Annotated in this window: 19 protein-coding genes; 9 read left to right on the top strand and 10 right to left on the bottom strand. The window is 37.9% G+C overall.

Annotated features, from left to right (window positions below; genetic code table 11):
• Positions 1–75: 75 nt before the first annotated feature.
• The 4 genes from Q0976_RS01995 to Q0976_RS01980 all read right to left on the bottom strand — a co-directional run bounded on the left by Q0976_RS01995 (position 76) and on the right by Q0976_RS01980 (position 2,901).
• The gene (locus Q0976_RS01995; RefSeq protein WP_299490404.1) at positions 76–528 is read right to left on the bottom strand and encodes a DUF4426 domain-containing protein; all 453 of its coding nucleotides are present in this window, start codon (positions 526–528) and stop codon (positions 76–78) included.
• 148 nt (positions 529–676) lie between these two features.
• Positions 677–1,225, bottom strand: a complete 549-nt coding sequence (locus tag Q0976_RS01990) for a YggT family protein (RefSeq protein WP_299490402.1) — start codon at positions 1,223–1,225, stop codon at positions 677–679.
• A 31-nt stretch (positions 1,226–1,256) separates the two neighbouring features.
• Entirely contained in the window at positions 1,257–2,075 is an 819-nt protein-coding gene (gene proC, locus Q0976_RS01985) for a pyrroline-5-carboxylate reductase (protein ID WP_299490400.1), read from the bottom strand.
• Between the two features lie 121 nt (positions 2,076–2,196).
• Positions 2,197–2,901 carry a YggS family pyridoxal phosphate-dependent enzyme gene (locus Q0976_RS01980; protein WP_299490399.1) on the bottom strand — a complete coding sequence of 235 codons (705 nt, stop codon included), beginning with the start codon at positions 2,899–2,901 and terminating at the stop codon, positions 2,197–2,199.
• A gap of 33 nt (positions 2,902–2,934) precedes the next feature.
• Between Q0976_RS01980 and Q0976_RS01975 the strand changes: the two genes are divergently transcribed.
• The 5 genes from Q0976_RS01975 to hemH all read left to right on the top strand — a co-directional run bounded on the left by Q0976_RS01975 (position 2,935) and on the right by hemH (position 11,196).
• Positions 2,935–3,972 (top strand): type IV pilus twitching motility protein PilT, encoded by a 1,038-nt coding sequence (locus Q0976_RS01975; protein WP_299490397.1) that lies wholly within the window; start codon positions 2,935–2,937, stop codon positions 3,970–3,972.
• 43 nt (positions 3,973–4,015) lie between these two features.
• A complete protein-coding gene (locus tag Q0976_RS01970; protein ID WP_299490396.1) occupies positions 4,016–5,131 on the top strand; it encodes a PilT/PilU family type 4a pilus ATPase in 1,116 nt (371 codons plus the stop codon).
• Positions 5,132–5,479: 348 nt separating this feature from the next.
• Positions 5,480–7,576, top strand: a complete 2,097-nt coding sequence (locus tag Q0976_RS01965) for a GMC oxidoreductase (RefSeq protein ID WP_299490395.1) — start codon at positions 5,480–5,482, stop codon at positions 7,574–7,576.
• Between the two features lie 626 nt (positions 7,577–8,202).
• Positions 8,203–10,029: an ABC transporter ATP-binding protein gene (locus Q0976_RS01960; protein WP_299490393.1), complete on the top strand. Its 1,827-nt coding sequence runs from the start codon at positions 8,203–8,205 to the stop codon at positions 10,027–10,029.
• 162 nt (positions 10,030–10,191) lie between these two features.
• Positions 10,192–11,196 (top strand): ferrochelatase, encoded by a 1,005-nt coding sequence (gene hemH, locus Q0976_RS01955; RefSeq protein ID WP_299490392.1) that lies wholly within the window; start codon positions 10,192–10,194, stop codon positions 11,194–11,196.
• A gap of 50 nt (positions 11,197–11,246) precedes the next feature.
• On the opposite strand, the gene ruvX is transcribed toward hemH, so the two are convergent.
• From ruvX to Q0976_RS01935, 4 genes are all read right to left on the bottom strand, one after another.
• Positions 11,247–11,669: a Holliday junction resolvase RuvX gene (gene ruvX / locus Q0976_RS01950; protein WP_299490390.1), complete on the bottom strand. Its 423-nt coding sequence runs from the start codon at positions 11,667–11,669 to the stop codon at positions 11,247–11,249.
• A gap of 42 nt (positions 11,670–11,711) precedes the next feature.
• Positions 11,712–12,272, bottom strand: coding sequence for a YqgE/AlgH family protein (locus Q0976_RS01945; RefSeq protein WP_299490388.1), 561 nt, complete (start codon positions 12,270–12,272; stop codon positions 11,712–11,714).
• 42 nt (positions 12,273–12,314) lie between these two features.
• Positions 12,315–12,644, bottom strand: a complete 330-nt coding sequence (gene yciH, locus Q0976_RS01940) for a stress response translation initiation inhibitor YciH (protein ID WP_299490386.1) — start codon at positions 12,642–12,644, stop codon at positions 12,315–12,317.
• A 193-nt stretch (positions 12,645–12,837) separates the two neighbouring features.
• Positions 12,838–13,155, bottom strand: coding sequence for a hypothetical protein (locus Q0976_RS01935; protein ID WP_299490384.1), 318 nt, complete (start codon positions 13,153–13,155; stop codon positions 12,838–12,840).
• A gap of 225 nt (positions 13,156–13,380) precedes the next feature.
• Here Q0976_RS01935 and Q0976_RS01930 point away from each other — a divergent pair, with 225 nt between their 5' ends.
• The gene (locus Q0976_RS01930; protein ID WP_299490383.1) at positions 13,381–13,923 is read left to right on the top strand and encodes a DUF4136 domain-containing protein; all 543 of its coding nucleotides are present in this window, start codon (positions 13,381–13,383) and stop codon (positions 13,921–13,923) included.
• A 41-nt stretch (positions 13,924–13,964) separates the two neighbouring features.
• On the opposite strand, the gene Q0976_RS01925 is transcribed toward Q0976_RS01930, so the two are convergent.
• Positions 13,965–14,837, bottom strand: a complete 873-nt coding sequence (locus Q0976_RS01925) for a LysR family transcriptional regulator (protein WP_299490381.1) — start codon at positions 14,835–14,837, stop codon at positions 13,965–13,967.
• Between the two features lie 86 nt (positions 14,838–14,923).
• Here Q0976_RS01925 and Q0976_RS01920 point away from each other — a divergent pair, with 86 nt between their 5' ends.
• Entirely contained in the window at positions 14,924–15,337 is a 414-nt protein-coding gene (locus Q0976_RS01920; protein WP_299490379.1) for a PACE efflux transporter, read from the top strand.
• 24 nt (positions 15,338–15,361) lie between these two features.
• Here the strand turns inward: Q0976_RS01920 and Q0976_RS01915 are convergent, their stop codons facing one another.
• Positions 15,362–15,937 (bottom strand): GNAT family N-acetyltransferase, encoded by a 576-nt coding sequence (locus tag Q0976_RS01915; RefSeq protein WP_299490377.1) that lies wholly within the window; start codon positions 15,935–15,937, stop codon positions 15,362–15,364.
• Positions 15,938–16,449: 512 nt separating this feature from the next.
• On the opposite strand from Q0976_RS01915, the gene ltaE reads away from it, so the two are divergent.
• Together ltaE and Q0976_RS01905 are read left to right on the top strand one after the other, a co-directional pair.
• Positions 16,450–17,460 (top strand): low-specificity L-threonine aldolase, encoded by a 1,011-nt coding sequence (gene ltaE, locus Q0976_RS01910; protein ID WP_299490375.1) that lies wholly within the window; start codon positions 16,450–16,452, stop codon positions 17,458–17,460.
• 316 nt (positions 17,461–17,776) lie between these two features.
• Positions 17,777–19,135 (top strand): NCS2 family permease, encoded by a 1,359-nt coding sequence (locus tag Q0976_RS01905; protein WP_299490373.1) that lies wholly within the window; start codon positions 17,777–17,779, stop codon positions 19,133–19,135.
• The last annotated feature ends 36 nt before the right edge of the window (positions 19,136–19,171 follow it).

Genomic DNA, 19,171 nt, shown 5'->3' with positions numbered 1-19,171 from the left:
GAACGGGAAAATGATGTTCCAAGTTACTTGACACTATATGGGTCAAGTAACTTGTCGTCAATTCAAGATATAAACTCATTGATCGACATAAAATTTGTGTTTGAACTTGAGCTTAGTATTCAGTTTTGATTTATATTTAACATTGATATCAAAGGTGATTTCTTGGTCGTCACGGTAGGGAATTTCAGCGATATAATAGATTGCTTTACCTTCTTTTATTTCTTTAAATTTTAAATTTTTTCTTGTATCAAGCAAATTACTTGCAGTACCTGATAGCTCAACAGGAACAGCTTCAAGATCCGCACTACTGTTATTGAGTACTGATATATTAACAATGCCAGTATAGCGGCTACGCTTTAAATCATAAGCTTTGGCAATTTGAGGTGTTAAAAAAGTACTGTCAAATGCAACATAATGGATGTCATAATTGCCAATAGTTTGTTTTTGTTCGGCAAAAGCAAGAGAGCTGAATAACAGACTGGTTAAGAGTAGGGTTTTGATTGTGTTAGATAAGCGTGAAAGAAGCATAATACCTTTCCTTAGCGTTCCATTTATTATCATCTATTGTTTTTATTTTAGTCTATTCAAAAGAGACTTGAACAGAGAAAAGCTTTGGGTGCGTCACCTCAAGAATGATAATGGAGTGGCAAACATTGACCACTCCATTAAGGTGGGCTTAAACGCTTGCCCAGTAAGGCACATATTGGACCATTAGAATATTCAAAAAGTTAAGAATAATCATTAAAACCAGTAAAGAGAGATCGAGTCCTCCCATTGGCGGAATGATACGTCTAATTGGTCCTAGGAAAGGTTCAGTTAATTGCACCATGACCATTTCAATGGGATTTTGTCCCTGGCTGACCCAACTGAGGATTGCCCGTAAAATGAGCATCCAGAATAATAGAACTCCGGCTTCTTTAAAGACTGATACTATGGAGATGAGTAAAATACTGGGTACATCTAACGCAGCACCCACGATCAGACTTAAAATGGTATATTTTAGTGCAACAACAATCAGCGCTAAGATAATAGAGGCGGTGTCTAATCTTCCCATTGATGGGATCACTCGGCGCAGTGGGGCGATGATAGGTTGAGTGGCTTTGACGATGAATTGACTAAATGGGTTATAAAAATCGGCGCGTGCTGCTTGTAGCCAAATACGTAATATGACAACCATTAAATAAAGGTCAAATAAAGTATTGATTAAAAAGCTCATTGCATTCATATTGTTACTCAACTAGTAAAAAGTGGATAAGTTAGAATTGTTCGGTCATTTCTTCGGCGCGAGCAATACAATTTGTCATGGCGTTATCAACTAAGTCTCTTAAATTTCCTTTTTCAAATGTTTCGATAGCTTGTGCTGTGGTTCCCCCTTTAGAGGTAACATTTAACCTTAATTGAGCCAAACTGATCTCGCTATTATGTTTAACCATTTGTGCGGCGCCCAATGCGGCTTGTTGCGCCATTTGTCTAGCTTTGTGCTCATCCATGCCTTTCTTAGTCGCACTTTCTACCATGGCTTCCATAAACAAGAAAAAGTAAGCGGGTGAACTGCCTGCAAGCGCGATAACATCATTGAGTTCATGCTCTTGTTCTACCCAGACGATTTCTCCGCCTGTTTTCATGAGTTGTTCAGCCAGCCTTTTATGCTCGTAAGAAACGTCTTCACTAGCAAAAAGTCCAGTTAATCCCATACCAATTTGTGTTGGCGTGTTAGGCATAGTACGAATGAGTTTAATGGGCTGCTTTAAATAGTCTCTATAGCGTTGGGTCGTTACCCCAGCTGCGATAGTCAAAATCAATTTTTTGCTTAAATCTAAGCCGCTTAGCTGCTCACAAACAGCTTGCATAAGCTGAGGCTTAACGCTTAAAACGATAATGTCTGCAAGGGTTGCGCCATCAAGGTTATTCTGAAAAGTATGAACACCGAATTCAGTTGCCATTGATTGGAGCTTGGGTTGACTTGGGTTAGTCACACTGATTAATTGTGGGGCATAACCACTGTTAATCAGTCCACTAACAATGCTGCGAGTCATGTTTCCAGCACCAATAAAACAAACACTTTTTTGAGACATGGTTTCTCTCTTTACTAATTCATGGTTAATTAGCGTCATTAGTATATTGGGTTAAAAGGTATTTTTACTCATATAGGGTACATTTTACCACTGTTTTTGTCTTGCTTTTATAAAATTGCCTTTATGTTTCTTTTTTATTGGGTCTAGCCCCAAAAATGGCACTGCCAATACGGACCATAGTCGAGCCATGTTCAACGGCTAATTCCAAATCTTGACTCATGCCAACAGAAAGGGTGTCGACTTTTGGATAGTGTTGTTTGAGTTCAATAAATGATGTGTGTAATTGCGTTAATTCTAAACGGGCTTTTTGTTCTTCAATGTTAGCTGAAGGAATGGCCATTAGCCCTCGTAAATGAATATTTGGCAGTGTATCAATATGTTTAGCAAGAGACATTATTTCATTGCATTGAATACCTGACTTAGTGGCCTCTTTACCAATATTGACTTGAATGCAAACATTTAAAGGAGGGAGTGTATGGGGGCGTTGTTCACTTAAACGGGTTGCGATTTTTTCTCTATCTATAGTGTGGACCCAATCGAATAGTTGACTGACTATCTTGGTTTTATTGGATTGTAGAGGTCCAATAAAATGCCACTCTATATCAGAATATTGTACGTTAAGCGCGTTAATTTTTGTTTCGGCTTCTTGGACATAATTTTCGCCAAATAATCGCTGACCAGCTTGATAAGCCTCAATAATATCACTGACAGGTTTGGTTTTACTGACGGCAAGTAAGTTTATTTCTTGATGTTCACGGGATACGTTTTTAGCTGCTTGAGCTATTCTTTTTTGTGAGTGATCAAGTTTATTTTTTATGCTGGTCATTGTGTTCTACTTTAATAGGGATATTGGATAGATATGGATATTACAGAACTATTAGCCTTTAGCGTGAAGCATAATGCGTCTGATCTCCACCTTTCAGCGAATGTGTCCCCTATGATACGCGTCGATGGCGAAGTCAGAAAGATTAATCTTCCCGTTTTTGATCATGAAACAGTGCATAAGCTGGTTTATGACATTATGAATGATAAGCAACGGTTAGCATTTGAAACGGATTTTGAAATTGATTTTTCTTTTGATGTACCTGAACTGGCTCGATTTCGAGTGAATGCTTTTCATCATGCAAGAGGAGCTGGTGCGGTTTTTCGTACTATTCCGAATAAGATTTTGAGTTTAGATGAATTACATGCGCCTGATATTTTTCAAACGATTGCCAATTTTCCCAGAGGGCTAGTATTAGTCACAGGTCCAACTGGATCGGGTAAGAGCACCACATTGGCTGCGTTAATCGATTATATCAATGACAAACGACATGAACATATTCTCACCATAGAAGATCCCATAGAATTTGTACATAAAAATAAAAATTGTCTTATTAATCAGAGGGAAGTGCACAGAGATACCCATAGTTTTAATGCGGCATTGAGGAGTGCATTACGCGAAGACCCTGATGTTATTTTGGTGGGAGAAATGCGTGATTTAGAAACCATACGATTAGCCATGACTGCAGCTGAAACAGGTCATTTAGTCTTTGGAACCTTACATACGACTTCAGCAGCTAAAACCATAGATAGAATTGTGGATGTTTTTCCTGAAGGGGAGAAGGCGATGGTGCGTACCATGCTTTCTGAGTCTCTACAGGCTGTTATTTCTCAGACTTTAATAAAAAAAATTGAAGGTGGGAGGGTAGCTGCTCATGAAATTATGATGGCGACACCTGCTATTCGTAATCTTATTCGTGAAGATAAAATTCCACAAATGTACTCCGCTATTCAAACAGGAATGACACATGGGATGCAAACACTCGACCAATGTTTACAAGAATTCCTCAATCATGGGGTGATCACCCGTGAGGATGCTGAAAAGAAAAGTGTGGGTACTGGCAGTCAGTTTTAAATTGTTATGCTTTTATGGATAAAAATGTTGTGGAGTATTGAAAATGGATGTGGAATCGATATTGACTGAAATGGTGGCGAGAAAGGCATCAGATTTATTTATTTCAGCGAGCTTTTCTCCCAGTGCCAAAATAGAGGGAGAACTTCAACCATTAAGGGATAATAAATTATCTAAGGATGATGCCTTATCCTTTGTTGAATCGTTAATGAATAATGAGCAAAAGCAGGATTTTCATCGTAATTTGGAAGCGAATTTTGCTTTCTCGTTAGAACATGTGGGGCGATTTCGAGTGAGTGCATTTTGGCAAAAAGAGGCGCCAGGCTGTGTTATTCGGCGCATTGAAACACATATTCCTAATGTGGATGAATTAAAACTGCCTGCCATACTCAAAGATATTGTGATGAGTAAACGGGGACTTTTTATTATGGTCGGTGGAACTGGGACGGGAAAATCAACGTCTCAGGCGGCACTGGTTCATTATCGCAACCATCATGCGAGAGGGCATATTTTAACCTTGGAAGATCCGGTTGAATTTGTTCACGATCATGGTAAAAGTATGATTACTCAAAGGGAGATTGGCGTCGACAGTCTTTCTTTTGATGCCGCGTTAAAAAGTGCCCTTAGGCAAGCGCCTGATGTCATATTAATTGGTGAAATTCGAACTCAGGAGACGATGGAGTTTGCGCTATCTTTTGCAGAAACAGGCCATTTATGTATGGCGACTTTACATGCTAATAATGCTAATCAAGCTTTAGATCGCATTATGCATTTAGTGCCTGAAAATAAGCATCAACAGCTTTTATTTGATTTATCACTTAACTTACGAGCAATTGTGGCACAGCAATTAGTGCCGAGTATTGATAATAAAGGCAGACTGGCTGCAATTGAGATTTTGATTAATACGCCAAGAGTGTCAAGCTTAATTGCCAAAAATGAATTACATGCGCTAAAGGATACGATGGCAAAGTCTAATGAGCAAGGCATGCAGACTTTTGATCAAGCATTATTCTTATTATATGACCGAGGTGAAATTTCTTATGAAAATGCATTACATCATGCAGATTCAGCGAATGATTTACGATTAATGATTAAATTAAAAGGTCATGATGTTCACTCGCCCGAGAATACTTTGGATAATGTTACTTTAGATTTGGATTGACTATTAGAGCCACTAAATCTCAATTTCTTAACGTGCTGACTTAAGGTGTTTTTGTATTTTCATTCTATATTCGTTTTTTATTTTTTGATACTTTATTTTAATATTTACTTTCATTGTCGACTTATTATATACCCGTGATATTTTTAGCTGGATCATGACGTATCACGGGGATATTAATGTCTAAATTAATTATTAGGCAAAAGTATTACATCTGAATATAAATTAGCATGGTATGGTAATTTATATTCATGTTTGTTTTTATGCACTTCTAAGATAAAAGGAACATGGGGTAATTTTTATTCTAAATAAATTTATATTATTCATTGCTATCAATTAAGGATAAGAGATATGAGATCACACGCATTATGGGTGATAAGGCGTTATTCTATTTTATTGCGGTCTTTATTAAGCTTGGTTTTATTTATGAGCATGTTGGCTCAGTTACAAGCAAAAGAACATGATTTTGTTATTGTTGGCTCTGGTGCGGGTGGCGGCCCTATGGCGGCAAAATTGGCACAAGCAGGCTATAGCGTATTATTACTGGAAGCTGGCTTTGATGATGGTTTACTACCGAATTATTATATTCCTGCTGCGAATGGCAGTGCATCAGAAAATGACTTTTTAAGTTGGAATTTTTCGGTGGATCATTTTCAAGATCTGAATCAGGCAATGAACGACAGTAAAATGATGTGTGAAAGTTTTTTTGGTGATGTAGAGCGTTGTGAAATGCAAGGTGAGCAGTGCCAGTGTTCGGGCTCTCATCCCTTTAAGAAAGGTATTTTTTATCCTAGAGGTAGCTCGTTAGGGGGCTCTACAGCGAATAATGCTATGATTTCTGTTTTGGCTAAAAACAGTGACTGGCAAGGTATTGCTGAACTGACAGGCGATCAAAGTTGGCAACCTGAGTCGATGATGCAATATGCGGATCGTTTTGAACAAGCGCTCACACAAGATCAACCTAAAGCTGAAGACTTGCTCGCGATGCATGGCGAGACAGTTGAAAGTATTATTAATGCTGTGATTGAGAGTGAGTCACCACAAAACCTACCAGCGAATGCGAGTGCTGTGGATGCATTAAGTGATGGACTAAATCAGAGTATTAAAGATAACGATGGAAAAGGGCTTTGGCTAACACCGACAGCCATTAATCGTGGCCAGAGAAAGGGCGCACGTGAAATGATCTTGCAGGCTGCTTGTCTTAAAGATGTGAACGCTGAGTTTTCGCGTAGTAGCGAAGAAATTTATAATGATTGTTTAGCTCAAGGGCTTATTAATCCTGAAACGGGTAAGCCCTTTTTAACCGTGAAAACAGGGGCATTAGTCACCAAAGTCATTTTCAAAGCCGATCCTGTTTTTAATACAAGTTTAGGTCAATGGGTATGTGAAGGTGAGTGTAAACAAGCCGTTGGAGTGGAATACATTGATAGAGGTCATGTTTATAGCGCTGATAGATTGCAATTGTTGCCTTGGGTAGCCCCCAAAAAACAAGTTAAAGTGAATCATGAAGTGGTGTTATCAGCGGGTACTTTCAATACACCACAATTATTAATGTTATCGGGAATTGGAGAAGCTGAACACTTAGTCGATGTTGGCGTCACATTACGTCATGATTTACCTGGTGTGGGGCAAAATTTACAAGATAGGTATGAGGTGGCAGTGATCAATGAAACCCAAGACTTATTTAAAGTCCACCAAGATTGTAATGTGAATGCTCCTTTATTAGATCCTTGTTTTGCACAATATAAGCAAGACAGAAAAGATACAGGAAGAGGCACTGGGTTCTTCTCAACTAATGGATTTATTTTTAGCTACTTAAGTCAATCCAGTGTCAGTCATGATGTGGACTTGCATATTTTCGCTGGCCCTATTGATTTTAGAGGTTATTACAATGGCTATAGCGCTGCTGAGCAGGCTGGCGATAAGTGGAGCTGGCTTGTTTTAAAAGGACACACTGAAAATAGAGGAGGTGAAATCCGTCTTGCCTCAAAAGATCCCCTTGATAAGCCCGATATTCGTTTTAATTATTTTGAGGAAGGTGATCAGAAAACGCTAGCTCAAGGTGGAAACATGAATGCCAGTGAGCTGGATTTAACTGCTGTGGTAGAAGGGATTAAAACCGTGCGAAGAATGAATGCGCAAGTGGTGCAGAATGGGCTTATTTTTAATGAAATTCAGCCAGGAATGGATATTCAAACGGATGAGGAACTTCGAAATTGGGTGCGTAATGAGTCTTGGGGGCACCATGCGAGTGGCAGTGCAAGAATAGGGGCTGATCATGATCCCCTTGCGGTATTAGATAGTCGCTTTAGAGTGCGAGGCATTGAAAATTTAAGAGTGGTCGATGCATCCGTATTTCCACGTATTCCCGGGACCTTTATTGCATCAGCAGTCTATATGATCAGCGAAAAAGCTGCGGATACCTTGATGAGTGAATATCCGCATTAGTATTTTAAATTTATTTTATTGAAATTAGTGTTACGGTGAGGTTTTTACTCATTAAAAATATGGGGCTGGTGATTATCAGCCCCATATTGGTGATTAATCACAATCAATCTGAAAAGCCACACTTTCAATCCCATCAATATGTGTAGTGATATCTGCATTGCTTGGATAGACTCCAAGGCAAGTAAAAGTAGGTACCGTCGCTATTGTTATTAGGGGATGTTGATCTTCGCTGGAGATTTCTGCCGCAGCTTGTGTGGTCTGTATACAAGGTAGAGCTTATAAAAATGCAGTGATTCTTGGCTTTGATTCCAGATGTCGCTCTATCTTATCCACCTGATGTTTACGGATGAACAAATGTCGTGTTCGCATGGATGTGAATGAACGACCTTGGAGTCGCCGGCTTTGATTTAAACGTCGTTCTCTCCCCCGTTTGATGTTTACAGGCGAACAAATGTCGTGTTCACATGAATGTGAATGCCTAAATTGAATTAGATGTTAATTTTTCATGAGGTCTTTTAAGGAGAAAACCCGTTAAACTTATGGTGCTATATCAACAAAATTAGCACGATAAATCATTATTTTTTGCTATATTTTATTTTTCACCTTAGCGATTATTTGACACGATAATGTTTAAATTATTTGAGTCTTGGGGGAAGGCGTTACCCATTGATGAACCTGAGCTACCTCCGAGTAGTTTGTATGCTTTTTGCTTGCATTATACCCGTGGATTTAAGCTGCCTTTAGTTGTTATGGGAGTATTAACGGTTATTTTAGCCGTATTAGAAATTTCATTATTGGGTTTTGTTGGTGACATTGTCGATCATTTATCTAAAAATAGTCCCAGTACCTTACTTAAAAATGAAGGGGCGGAATTATTAGGGATGACCCTATTAATTGCTATTGTGATCCCGACATTAGTCGTTTTTCAAGCAGTCGTCTTATATCAAAGTTTAATGAGTAATTATCCCATGTCGATCCGTTGGTTAGTGCATCGATATTTATTAAAACAAAGTGTGTCTTTTTTTCAAAATGACTTTGCTGGTCGATTAGCGGCTAAAGTCATGCAAACATCACTGGCTGTGCGAGATATTGTAACTAAACTGCTTGATGTTTTGATTTATATTGTGACGTCTTTTATTTCTATGTTGGTTATGATGGCCAGTGCTGATTTGCGCTTATTATATCCTATGCTCATTTGGTTTATATTTTATATCGCCATACTCATAGTTTTTTTCCCTCGATTAACACTTTCTTCGACAGTTCAAGCTGATGCTATTTCGATTATTTTGGGGAGAATAGTTGACAGTTATGCGAATATAACAACCGTGAAGTTATTTTCACATACCCAAGAAGAAGTGGATTTTGCGAAAAAAGGCATGGAGTCTTTGTTAACTGCTGAATATCGAGTGATGCGTTTAGTTACAGGAGTCAATGTTTGTATTAAAGTGCTTAATTATATGCTGCTTTTTGCTATTTCCTTTATAGCAATAACCTTGTGGATGGATAGTATGATCAGTGTTGGTGCTATTGCTGTAGCGATCACGTTAGCGCTGAAATTAAATACCTTATCACAATGGGTGATTTGGGAACTGAGTCAGTTGTTTCAAAATATAGGTATTGTGATTGATGGAATGGGAACTTTTTCGACACCAACAAAAATATCAGATGCACCAAAGGCAAAGACATTGAATGTTACCGTCGGTCAAATTGCTTTTCATCATGTTAACTTTAATTATAATGAAGGAATACCTGTTCTAAAAGATCTACACATGATCATTAGACCGGGTGAAAAAGTGGGAATAGTAGGGCAAACAGGGGCAGGTAAAACGACATTGTTTAACCTGTTACTGAGGTTTTATGATGTCAATTCTGGCACAATTAGTATTGATGATCAAAATATTAAAAATGTGACTCAATCTTCTTTAAGAACTGAAATAGGTTTAGTACAGCAAGAAGCGGCATTATTACACCGTACGGTAAGAGAAAATATTTTGTACGGTGATCCCCAGGCAACTGAGGCTCAATTACAATTAGCCGTAGAACAAGCAAAGGCTGAATTTATATATGAATTAGAGGATTGTTACGGTAATAAAGGACTTGAAGCTCAAGTTGGCGATAGAGGGGTGAAACTTTCTGGAGGACAAAGACAACGTTTGTGTATTGCGCGAGTATTATTAAAAGATGCACCTATTTTGTTACTGGATGAAGCGACATCGGCATTAGATTCAGAGGTTGAAGCGGCGATTCAAGATAGTTTATATCAGTTAATGAAGGGAAAAACAGTGATGGCCATAGCACATAGACTATCAACTATTGCAGGAATGGACAGATTAATTGTGATTGATAAAGGCTGCATCATTGAGCAAGGTACTCATCAAGTCTTAATTGCTCAAGGAGGATTGTATTCCCGACTTTGGAGGCATCAAAAGGGTAATTTTTTAGGAGAAGAATAAACATGCAGTTTCAACTATCAAGGGTATATTATAGAGTAATACATAACTTATAATAGAATCTTCTTTATAATGACAGAGGAAATGTGTTTTTAGAAACTGATAGGTTATGGTTTAATATTTTATTTTTGATTATTCAGCGTCATTTAAGAGTAAGAGGTAGATTTGGCAAAGTATATAGGGTTAAGTAAAGATAAGGGACATGGCACTCGTGGAAAAACGGGTGTATTGTTGGTCAATTTAGGGACGCCCGAGCAACCCACAACCTCTGCAGTGAGGCGTTATTTAGCGGAATTCTTGTCTGATCCTAGAGTGGTTGAAATCCCTAAGTTAATTTGGATGCTCATTCTTCATGGGATTATTTTAAGAATTAGACCTGCAAAATCGGCTGCTTTGTACCAACAAATATGGACTAAACAAGGTTCACCGTTAATGGCTATTACAGAAAAGCAAACTGTCAAATTAACGCAGTCTTTAGATGATGATGTGGTTGTTGATTTTTGTATGCGTTATGGCTCGCCTTCTGTGAGTAGCAAACTACAAAGTATGCATAATAAAGGGGTCGATAAACTCATTGTATTGCCTTTATACCCCCAATATGCGGCGCCGACAACGGCATCAGCATTTGATGCAATAGCAAAAGAATTATCTCATTGGCGCTTTTTACCCTCATTGCATTTTATTAATGGTTACCATACCCATCCTGATTTTATTCATGCATTAGCGGAGTCCATTACGCGAGATTTTGAGTTGAATGGCCGTCCTCAAAAATTAGTCTTGTCCTATCACGGTATGCCTGAACGTAATTTACATTTAGGAGATCCATATTATTGTTTCTGTATTCAGACAACGCAATTATTAGTTGATAAATTAGGCTTGAGTGAGACTGAGTATTTAACGACTTTTCAATCCCGTTTTGGAAAGGCGAAATGGTTATCACCTTATACTGATGCCACTATGAAAGCATTACCAAAGCAGGGAGTGAAAGATATTGCTGTGATTTGTCCTGCTTTTAGCAGTGATTGTTTAGAAACGCTAGAAGAAATCGAGGGGGAAAATCGTCATATTTTTGAAGAAGCAGGTGGTGAGCGTTACCGCTATATTAGTGCATTAAATGATGATGACTTACATATTCAAATGATGGCGAATATTGTCAGGCCGTATTTATAATACTATCTCTCATTGTTCGGTGATCCCAGCCGTTTAAGGCTGGATGACCGTTATTGATATTGGTTTTCAAAGTAGCTTTCTGTGATCAGGACTGCAGACATTGCATCAACTTGTCCTTTAGTGAGGGCTTTATAGCCTCCCATATCAAATAATCGTGCTTTAGCATCGGCAGTTGTTAATCTTTCATCTTGAAATTCAACATGAATTTCAAATCGCCCTCGGATCCTATTTCCAAATTTTCGTGCTCTTTTTGTGAGCTCTTGCTCAGACCCATCCATATTCAATGGTAAACCCACAATAATAAAATCAGGTTTCCACTCTTTGATGAGTTCGCCGATTTGCTCCCATTTTGGGATCCCATCTTCAGCTTTTATTGAGATTAAAGGTCTTGCACTGGCAGTTAGGGATTGACCGATGGCGATACCGATGCTTTTTGTACCGAAATCAAAGCCTAAAACTGTTTTTGAATCCATTAATGACTTCCTAATGTGCTATCGTGTGGATATGGATTAGGGTTATGCGTGACCAATTTGATTGGATAATTGCCATGCATCGAATCCTAGGGGTTGAGTGGCATATTGCCAGCGTAAATCATGATCAACATCAAAGAGTAATGTGTGATCCGCTGGAATACTTAACCAAGAGTTTTCGGCTAATTCTTGTTCTAATTGTCCTCTATCCCAAACAGAAGCGCCAAGTGCAACGATAAATTCTTTAGGGGCCTTGGCTGAACCCAGTGATGACAATATGTCTTGAGATGTGGTTAACATCAGTTCGTCGTTTACCCTTGTACTCTGTTTCCAACCTGTTTGGCTAGAATGCAATACAAAGCCTCTTTCTGGCGTGACGGGTCCGCCTATGAGTATTTTATGATCAGCATTGTCATGTGTTTTTGTTTCCTCTTTGACATTGATCTGTAAGAGTAACTCGTTTAAAAGGATAGGGCTGGGTCGGTTAATGATAATGCCCATTGCTCCTTTTTTATTGTGCTCACAAAGATAAATGACTGAGCGCTCAAAGTAAGTCTCTTTGAGGGATGGCATTGCGATTAAAAAGTGATTTTGTAAGCTGTCCATCTTTTGTGCTCCTAAAAGCAATCAGCTAATGAAATAGAAGGGTTAACCTCCTGCTAATTTGACCGTATAATTTAATTTTTCTAATAATCCTTTTAGCAAATCACGATTATCTGTCTGTATTTCTATATTAAAATCTTTAACTGTACCGCCACAACCACACTGTTTCTTGAGTTTTTGAGCCAAGGTTTTCAGGGCTTTTTCATCCAGAGCTAATCCTTTTATGACGGAGACACCTTTTCCTTTTCGACCTTTGCTATCTTTATGAATGCGCACAATTCCATCACCTTCTGGAATGGCTTTTTCTGATTTCTTGGGGGCAATTCTGCCTGTATCAGTGCTGTAAACTAAATTTGAATTAGGATCGAATTTCATAAAAATAAATGAGCAAAGGATTCTACAGTCAGTTTATCAAATTTAGCCAAGCTTCAATATCATTTTTTAACATTTTGCTTGATTGATTATTTGTATGGGAGCTTAGTTTGAGACTGGAGGAATCTACCCCTGATTCATCAGTGTGGTTGAATAAATAAAATAATAATTTATACAATAAGTTATCAAGTCAATGTTAAAACAGGGATTCGATGATGAAGCTGATAGCGGTGAGGGCTGCGGTGGAGAGTATGAGTCGATGTAATTGGGGTAAAGCGATAGTACAAGATGTCAGTACAAAACTAATGGCTGTCGCACCAAAATGAATGTTATTGCCATTACTTAATGTGACCAATAACCAAGCTAAGACAGTGATAGGTAATAAAAGTAAAGTGTAATGGGTGATTTTTTTAGTGGATAATTTAGGATCATCTACGATGGCAAATGTCATGTTTTGTGGTAGAAAAATAATGATCGCGCTCACAACAACAAAGCCTAAAATTAACCAGTACATTTTTTTATCTCAGATTCCTAATTGATAATCATTATCATTTAGCTTGTTTAATAAGTCAATTTTTAAATGGTTTTTTTTGTTGAATCTTTACATTAATGATTGTCTTATGAGTTTGTAAACCACTGATTTTGAATCTATGCTAAATATACCTTATTTAGTTATAGGTAATAACAAAACTGTTTTGAGGAACATTACCAATCATTTTTCGTTGTTAATGGAGAATCTATGAAGAAGCTATTCGTTGTGTTGGCGCTGTTTACCCTCAGTGCCTGTAGCACGTTAAAAACTAATTCTGATTATAATCCCAGTTATGATTTTAGCCAGGTGAAAACTTATGCTTGGGTACAAAAGAAAGCGGGGGATTCAGCTTATCACCTTGATGGATTAATGGATCAAAGAGTGCGTATGGCAATTGCACAGCAATTAAGACTAAAGGGGTTGACCTTAACTAATGCTAATGATGCAGATGTACTGATTAATTATTTGACCAAAGTTAACAAACGATTCAATGTAAATACATTTAACACCTATTATGGTTATCATCCTTATTTCGGGCCTGGTTGGGGAGGAATGGCTGGTGGCCAAACAACGGTTCGTGAATATAATGTGGGAACATTAATTGTTGATATGATTAATAATAAAACGCATCAATTGATTTGGCGTGGCTCAGCGGAAGATACGATTCGTCAGGAAAAGTCTCCTCAAGCACGAACAGAAGCCGTTAACAAGTCTGTTGCCGCATTATTTAAAGCTTATCCACCTAAATAACTCTTTTAATTGGTAATGCCCATTGCGATATATGGGCATTCTTATTTTTCGAGCAATGTTCTTAGCAATTGCCTTAAATATTGATTGAAAGTGCTGTCACTGGCACTTTTATGTTGAATGATGTCGACATTGGCTTGCCAGCCGAGTTGTTTGAATTTGATGGGCAGCTTACAAATTTGTTTATTGGATAAGGCTTCTTTTGATAAGTGCTGAGGCAGAAAACTCCAACCTAATCCCGACTTCGTTAATTCTAATAGCATATAATAGTTATCTGCATGCCAGATGTTTGGTGACAATGCATTAATATATTTAGTTTTTTTGGAACCAATCACTAATTGTCTATGGAGCTTTAGCATATCAACATGCGCTGAATGAGTGTGGGCCAATGGATGTTCTGGGCTGACAAATACATCGAAGAGTACCGAACCTAATGATTCAAAATCCACATGTTCTGGATAGAGTTCGTTGTTAAAAATAATTCCAACTGTGGCGCGTTTATTTTTGACTAATTCAATGATGTCTTTGCTTGAAGCACAAAGGATTTCTATATGTAACTGAGGATAATCGGTCGCGATTTTCTCTAAGCTATCACTTAATTTTGTATAAGGGATCCCTTCATCGATGGCGAGAGTCATACTCGTTATTTCTATTTGTTCAAGACATTCAATTTGAAGAGTTAATCTATCATGCTGAGCAACAACGGCTCTTGCTTGAGGAAGGAGAAGTTCACCTTGTTCCGTGAGCACAGGATAGCGGCCTTCTCGATTAAACAAGGTATGATTGATATCCACTTCCATGTTTACAATATGTTGACTAATTGCAGATTGGACTTTCCCTAGCTTTCTTGCTGCAGCAGAGAAGGAGCCGGTTTCAACAGTAGTAATAAAGGCATGAAGCTGTTCAAGTGTTGGCATATCGGTAAAAGTGATATTATCTAACTTTTAATCATTCTATTAGTGTTGGAAAATAAAGGCAACTCATTAAAGGGGAGGTTGTTTGAATGATTGAGAGTCGAGTTTTCCATGCGGTCTTATTTGAGTGTATTGCTTTACTTATTTTGATCCCAGCATCTTATTTATTTACAGATGAGGGAGGGACGAGAATGTCTTCGGTGATTGTGGGACTGAGTACTTTCGCTGTTATATGGAACTATATTTATAATCATATATTTGATTGGAAATTTGGTGACGATAGGTTAAGCCGAAAACTGCCTTTGCGTATTCTACACTCCTGTGGTTTTGAAATAGGCTTGATAGTATTGACTCTACCTGTTGTGGCTTTTGTTTTATCAATAAGTTTGATGTCTGCGTTTTTATTAGAAGCTGCATTTTTTGTTTTTTTCTTTATTTATTCTATTATTTTTAATTGGTTATATGATTTTGCTAAAGCAAAATATGTTGTTAACCATACATAAAACCTGTTTAAAGGGGGCTATTTTTTATGATTTTCGAGTGAAGTGAATAAAAACAGACGGATCTTTGCTGGTTGATAATTCATCGTATCGAAAGCCTAGTTTTTTAAGTAAGTTTTGTGAGGGGACGTTGGAAGGGTACACTTTGGCTAAAAGTTGAGGGTTACCTTGTTGCGAAAATTGTTTAAACAATTGATTTAATGCATTAAAAGTATACCCTTGACGCTGGTAATCTTCTCCTACCCAGTAGCTAAATAATATGTATATTTGATTGAGTGGCGTTTTTTGTAAGCAATAACTGATGCCACCGATTAAACCGTACTTAGAGTGAGAAATTGCTAAGCGTATATTTTGGTTTGAGTTTTTACCTAAAATGAAATCCTGTGCTTCATTAATTTTATTGATGGGAGCGATGGATAATTGTCGGCTTATTGCCATTGTCATTAAGGTTTTTACGCGGGGCGCATCACTCAGTTGAATTGCTCTTAAATAAATAACAGAATGGATACTAGAGCTTGAGGGGGAAATATGATTACAAGGCATTGGAATGGTTTGTGTCGAAGAGAAAAGCGTATTGTTTAATAGAGTCTTTTTTTGTGGCATACAACCTTCTTTTTACTGCTTTATCATATAGTTATAAAATATATCTAGGCTGCTGATAGAGTGGGTAAAACTTGAGGCTCAGTGAAGTGTTAATGCACTGAAAGTGTTTTATTTTTATAAGAAAATAGCAAGCCTTAAGATAGTCTAATAAAAGAGTAATAGACCTTAATAGATTTTATGATTTCACCATGAAATGATGTCGTGGAGGTTTTACTCTAATATTCTTTTATATCATCTCTAATACCATGAATAAGTGAAAATGCATATTAAGGTAAGTGGATTGAAATTAATTAATATTGTATTTTACTTAAATGCTTCACTAAATCATCCATTTGGTAACATTTAAATTTCATTTTATCTTTTATCTGTTTCATTTTATTTATTAATTACACTGTTCGAAGTGAGGCTGATTAATTTAATGAATTAAGTCGATTTATGTTTTTGTTTTTGGTCATTCAATGTATTTTATAGTGGGATAGGGTTAATGGTTTTTAGTTTTTAATGAGGTTAAGATGATCGACTTTCGCAGTGATACTGTAACAGCACCGACAAAAGCCATGCGAGCAGCAATGGCTAATGCTGAAGTAGGGGATGATGTGTACGGTGATGATCCCACCGTTAATGCGTTGGAAGCTATGTCAGCCGAGCGTTTTGGTTTTGATAATGCATTATTTACTTCTTCGGGTACACAAGCGAATTTATTGGCGTTAATGTCGCATTGTGAGCGAGGTGATGAATACCTATGCGGCCAACAAGCGCACAACTATAAATTTGAAGGTGGTGGGGCTGCTGTTCTTGGGAGTATTCAGCCTCAGCCTTTAATCAATCAAGCTGATGGCAGTTTGTTATTGGCAGATATAGCTGCGGCAATTAAGCCGGATGATGTGCACTTTGCACGTACTCGGTTACTGAGTCTTGAGAATACAATAGGCGGGAAAATATTGCCTCAATCGTATTTAGCCAGTGCACAGGCGCTTGCATTCGAACATGGGCTAAAAATTCATCTTGATGGCGCTAGAGTGGCTAATGCTGCTGTGGCACAAAATATTGAGATAAGTGACATTACTCAATATTTTGATTCTGTCTCCATTTGTTTATCCAAAGGGTTGTGTGCACCTGTAGGCTCTATTTTATTGGGCGATCCTTTATTTATAAAGAAAGCGCGTCGCTGGCGAAAAATGTTGGGAGGAGGAATGCGCCAAGCCGGTATTTTGGCGGCGGCAGCTCAACTCGCGATAACAGAACAAGTGGAAAGATTAGCTGAGGATCATGATAATGCTGCATATTTGGCAAGGGAATTAGCTCAATTAGATGTGTTTGAAGTGGACTTATCCTTGGTTCAAACTAATATGGTTTTTGCTAAAGTGCGAGAAAACTATGATGTAAAAGCAATGGTTAATCAGCTGAGAGAAAAAGGTATTTTAGTGACTGAAAATACTACTTTAAGATTAGTGCTTCACAGTGATATTAGCCGTAAAGATATCCAATATTTCATTACTAGCCTTAAAAGTATATTAAAGTAATCGTTTATTGAGTATTTATCTTGAGCAAGCTAAACAATCAATTTAGCTTGTTTTTGATAAGATTATAAATGCATTAAAAATAAATTTCTGTTTTTTTATTTTCAGGCCAATAGAAGACATTACACACCTATTTAACATTCATAAGATCCTGTAAACTGGCCGCCTTAAAATCAGTCACTTTGATGTAAATATTAATAACAAATTGATTTATTATAATCATTTACAATTTTTTATTTGTGGTTGAATGTAATTTTACCCATTAAATTTATGGGTTCCTCTTCGATTAAATACTATCAAATCTAAGGTTATAATCACTATGAAGTCTGAGCAGACGCTAATCACTAGCACCGCGCCATTAGGGACATTATTAGATCGTTATTTTAAGATTAGCGATCGAGGCAGTACGGTACGTCAAGAAATGATAGCGGGGTTGACGACTTTTTTGGCTATGGTGTATTCCGTTATTGTTGTGCCTAATATGTTGGGGAGTGCAGGTTTTGATCCTGCTGCTGTATTTATTGCGACATGTTTAATTGCTGCATTTGGGTCTTTGCTGATGGGATTATGGGCTAATTTACCCATGGCCATTGGCTGTGCTATTTCATTAACGGCTTTCACGGCGTTCAGTATGGTGTTAGGCCAAGGCATTTCTATCCCTGTTACGCTAGGGGCGATTTTTTTAATGGGTGTGGTGTTTACGCTTGCGAGCATCACTGGTGCGCGCCAATGGGTACTTAGTAACCTGCCTAAAGGCATTGCTCATGGAACCGGGATTGGCATTGGATTATTTTTGCTACTTATTGCGACAAATAGTGTACAACTTATTGTGGCAAATAATACTGGCCTCCCTGTTACTTTAGGCGATATTAACAGCTTACCTGTTATTTTAACGATTATTGGACTGGCTGCGACGATTGGTCTTGAACGTAGAGGTGTACCAGGTGGTATTTTAATTGTTGTTATTGTCTCATCTATTTTTGGCCTTATTTTTGATCCAAAAGTACAATATCAAGGTTTATTAGCGATGCCAGATTTTGGCTCTGAGCATTCCTTAATGGGTCAAATGGATATTTTAGGCGCAATGAACCCTGTTGTATTACCTATTGTATTAGCATTAGTGATGACCGCTATTTTTGATGCGACAGGGACCATTAGGGCTGTGGCTGGGCAAGCTAATTTGTTGGATGAGAAAGATGACATTAAAGGCGGCGCTAAGGCATTAACATCTGATTCTGTTAGCAGTATGTTTGCCGGTGTTGTCGGTGGCGCTCCTGCTGCTGTGTATATCGAGTCAGCAGCTGGGACCGCTGCGGGTGGAAAAACAGGGTTAACGGCAACCATTGTGGGGTTATTGTTTTTGTTGATGGTTTTTCTGGCTCCTTTAAGTTATTTAGTACCTGCTTATGCAACGGCACCAGCATTAATGTATGTGGGATTATTGATGTTATCAAATGTCACCAAGCTTGATTTCACTGATAAAGTGGATGCGATGGCTGGCTTGACTTGTGCTGTATTTATTATATTAAGTTGTAATATTGTTACTGGTATTATGTTGGGTTTTGTGACTTTGGTGATTGGACGTTTATGTAGCGGGGAGTGGCGCTTATTAAAACCTGGGCTTGTGGCTATTACTTTAGGTTTAGTGGTTTTCTATCTTGGGGGCTGGGCAATTTAATGGACTCGATATGATAAAAAAGAGCGGTTAATACCG

This window comes from uncultured Shewanella sp., from assembly GCF_947501665.1.
Taxonomy (GTDB): Bacteria; Pseudomonadota; Gammaproteobacteria; order Enterobacterales; family Shewanellaceae; genus Shewanella.
This window is presented reverse-complemented; position numbering and strand designations above follow the sequence as displayed.

Bases quoted from the DNA above. Each gene is read 5' to 3' on its own strand.
- Q0976_RS01920 (WP_299490379.1), top strand. From the start codon at position 14,924: ATGATTGAGAGTCGAGTTTTCCATGCGGTCTTATTTGAGTGTATTGCT.
- proC (WP_299490400.1), bottom strand. From the start codon at position 2,075: ATGTCTCAAAAAAGTGTTTGTTTTATTGGTGCTGGAAACATGACTCGC.
- Q0976_RS01965 (WP_299490395.1), top strand. From the start codon at position 5,480: ATGAGATCACACGCATTATGGGTGATAAGGCGTTATTCTATTTTATTG.
- Q0976_RS01990 (WP_299490402.1), bottom strand. From the start codon at position 1,225: ATGAATGCAATGAGCTTTTTAATCAATACTTTATTTGACCTTTATTTA.
- ruvX (WP_299490390.1), bottom strand. From the start codon at position 11,669: ATGGATTCAAAAACAGTTTTAGGCTTTGATTTCGGTACAAAAAGCATC.
- Q0976_RS01975 (WP_299490397.1), top strand. From the start codon at position 2,935: ATGGATATTACAGAACTATTAGCCTTTAGCGTGAAGCATAATGCGTCT.
- Q0976_RS01930 (WP_299490383.1), top strand. From the start codon at position 13,381: ATGAAGAAGCTATTCGTTGTGTTGGCGCTGTTTACCCTCAGTGCCTGT.
- Q0976_RS01925 (WP_299490381.1), bottom strand. From the start codon at position 14,837: ATGCCAACACTTGAACAGCTTCATGCCTTTATTACTACTGTTGAAACC.
- yciH (WP_299490386.1), bottom strand. From the start codon at position 12,644: ATGAAATTCGATCCTAATTCAAATTTAGTTTACAGCACTGATACAGGC.
- ltaE (WP_299490375.1), top strand. From the start codon at position 16,450: ATGATCGACTTTCGCAGTGATACTGTAACAGCACCGACAAAAGCCATG.
- Q0976_RS01960 (WP_299490393.1), top strand. From the start codon at position 8,203: ATGTTTAAATTATTTGAGTCTTGGGGGAAGGCGTTACCCATTGATGAA.
- Q0976_RS01970 (WP_299490396.1), top strand. From the start codon at position 4,016: ATGGATGTGGAATCGATATTGACTGAAATGGTGGCGAGAAAGGCATCA.
- Q0976_RS01915 (WP_299490377.1), bottom strand. From the start codon at position 15,937: ATGCCACAAAAAAAGACTCTATTAAACAATACGCTTTTCTCTTCGACA.
- Q0976_RS01995 (WP_299490404.1), bottom strand. From the start codon at position 528: ATGCTTCTTTCACGCTTATCTAACACAATCAAAACCCTACTCTTAACC.
- Q0976_RS01945 (WP_299490388.1), bottom strand. From the start codon at position 12,272: ATGGACAGCTTACAAAATCACTTTTTAATCGCAATGCCATCCCTCAAA.
- Q0976_RS01935 (WP_299490384.1), bottom strand. From the start codon at position 13,155: ATGTACTGGTTAATTTTAGGCTTTGTTGTTGTGAGCGCGATCATTATT.
- Q0976_RS01905 (WP_299490373.1), top strand. From the start codon at position 17,777: ATGAAGTCTGAGCAGACGCTAATCACTAGCACCGCGCCATTAGGGACA.
- Q0976_RS01980 (WP_299490399.1), bottom strand. From the start codon at position 2,901: ATGACCAGCATAAAAAATAAACTTGATCACTCACAAAAAAGAATAGCT.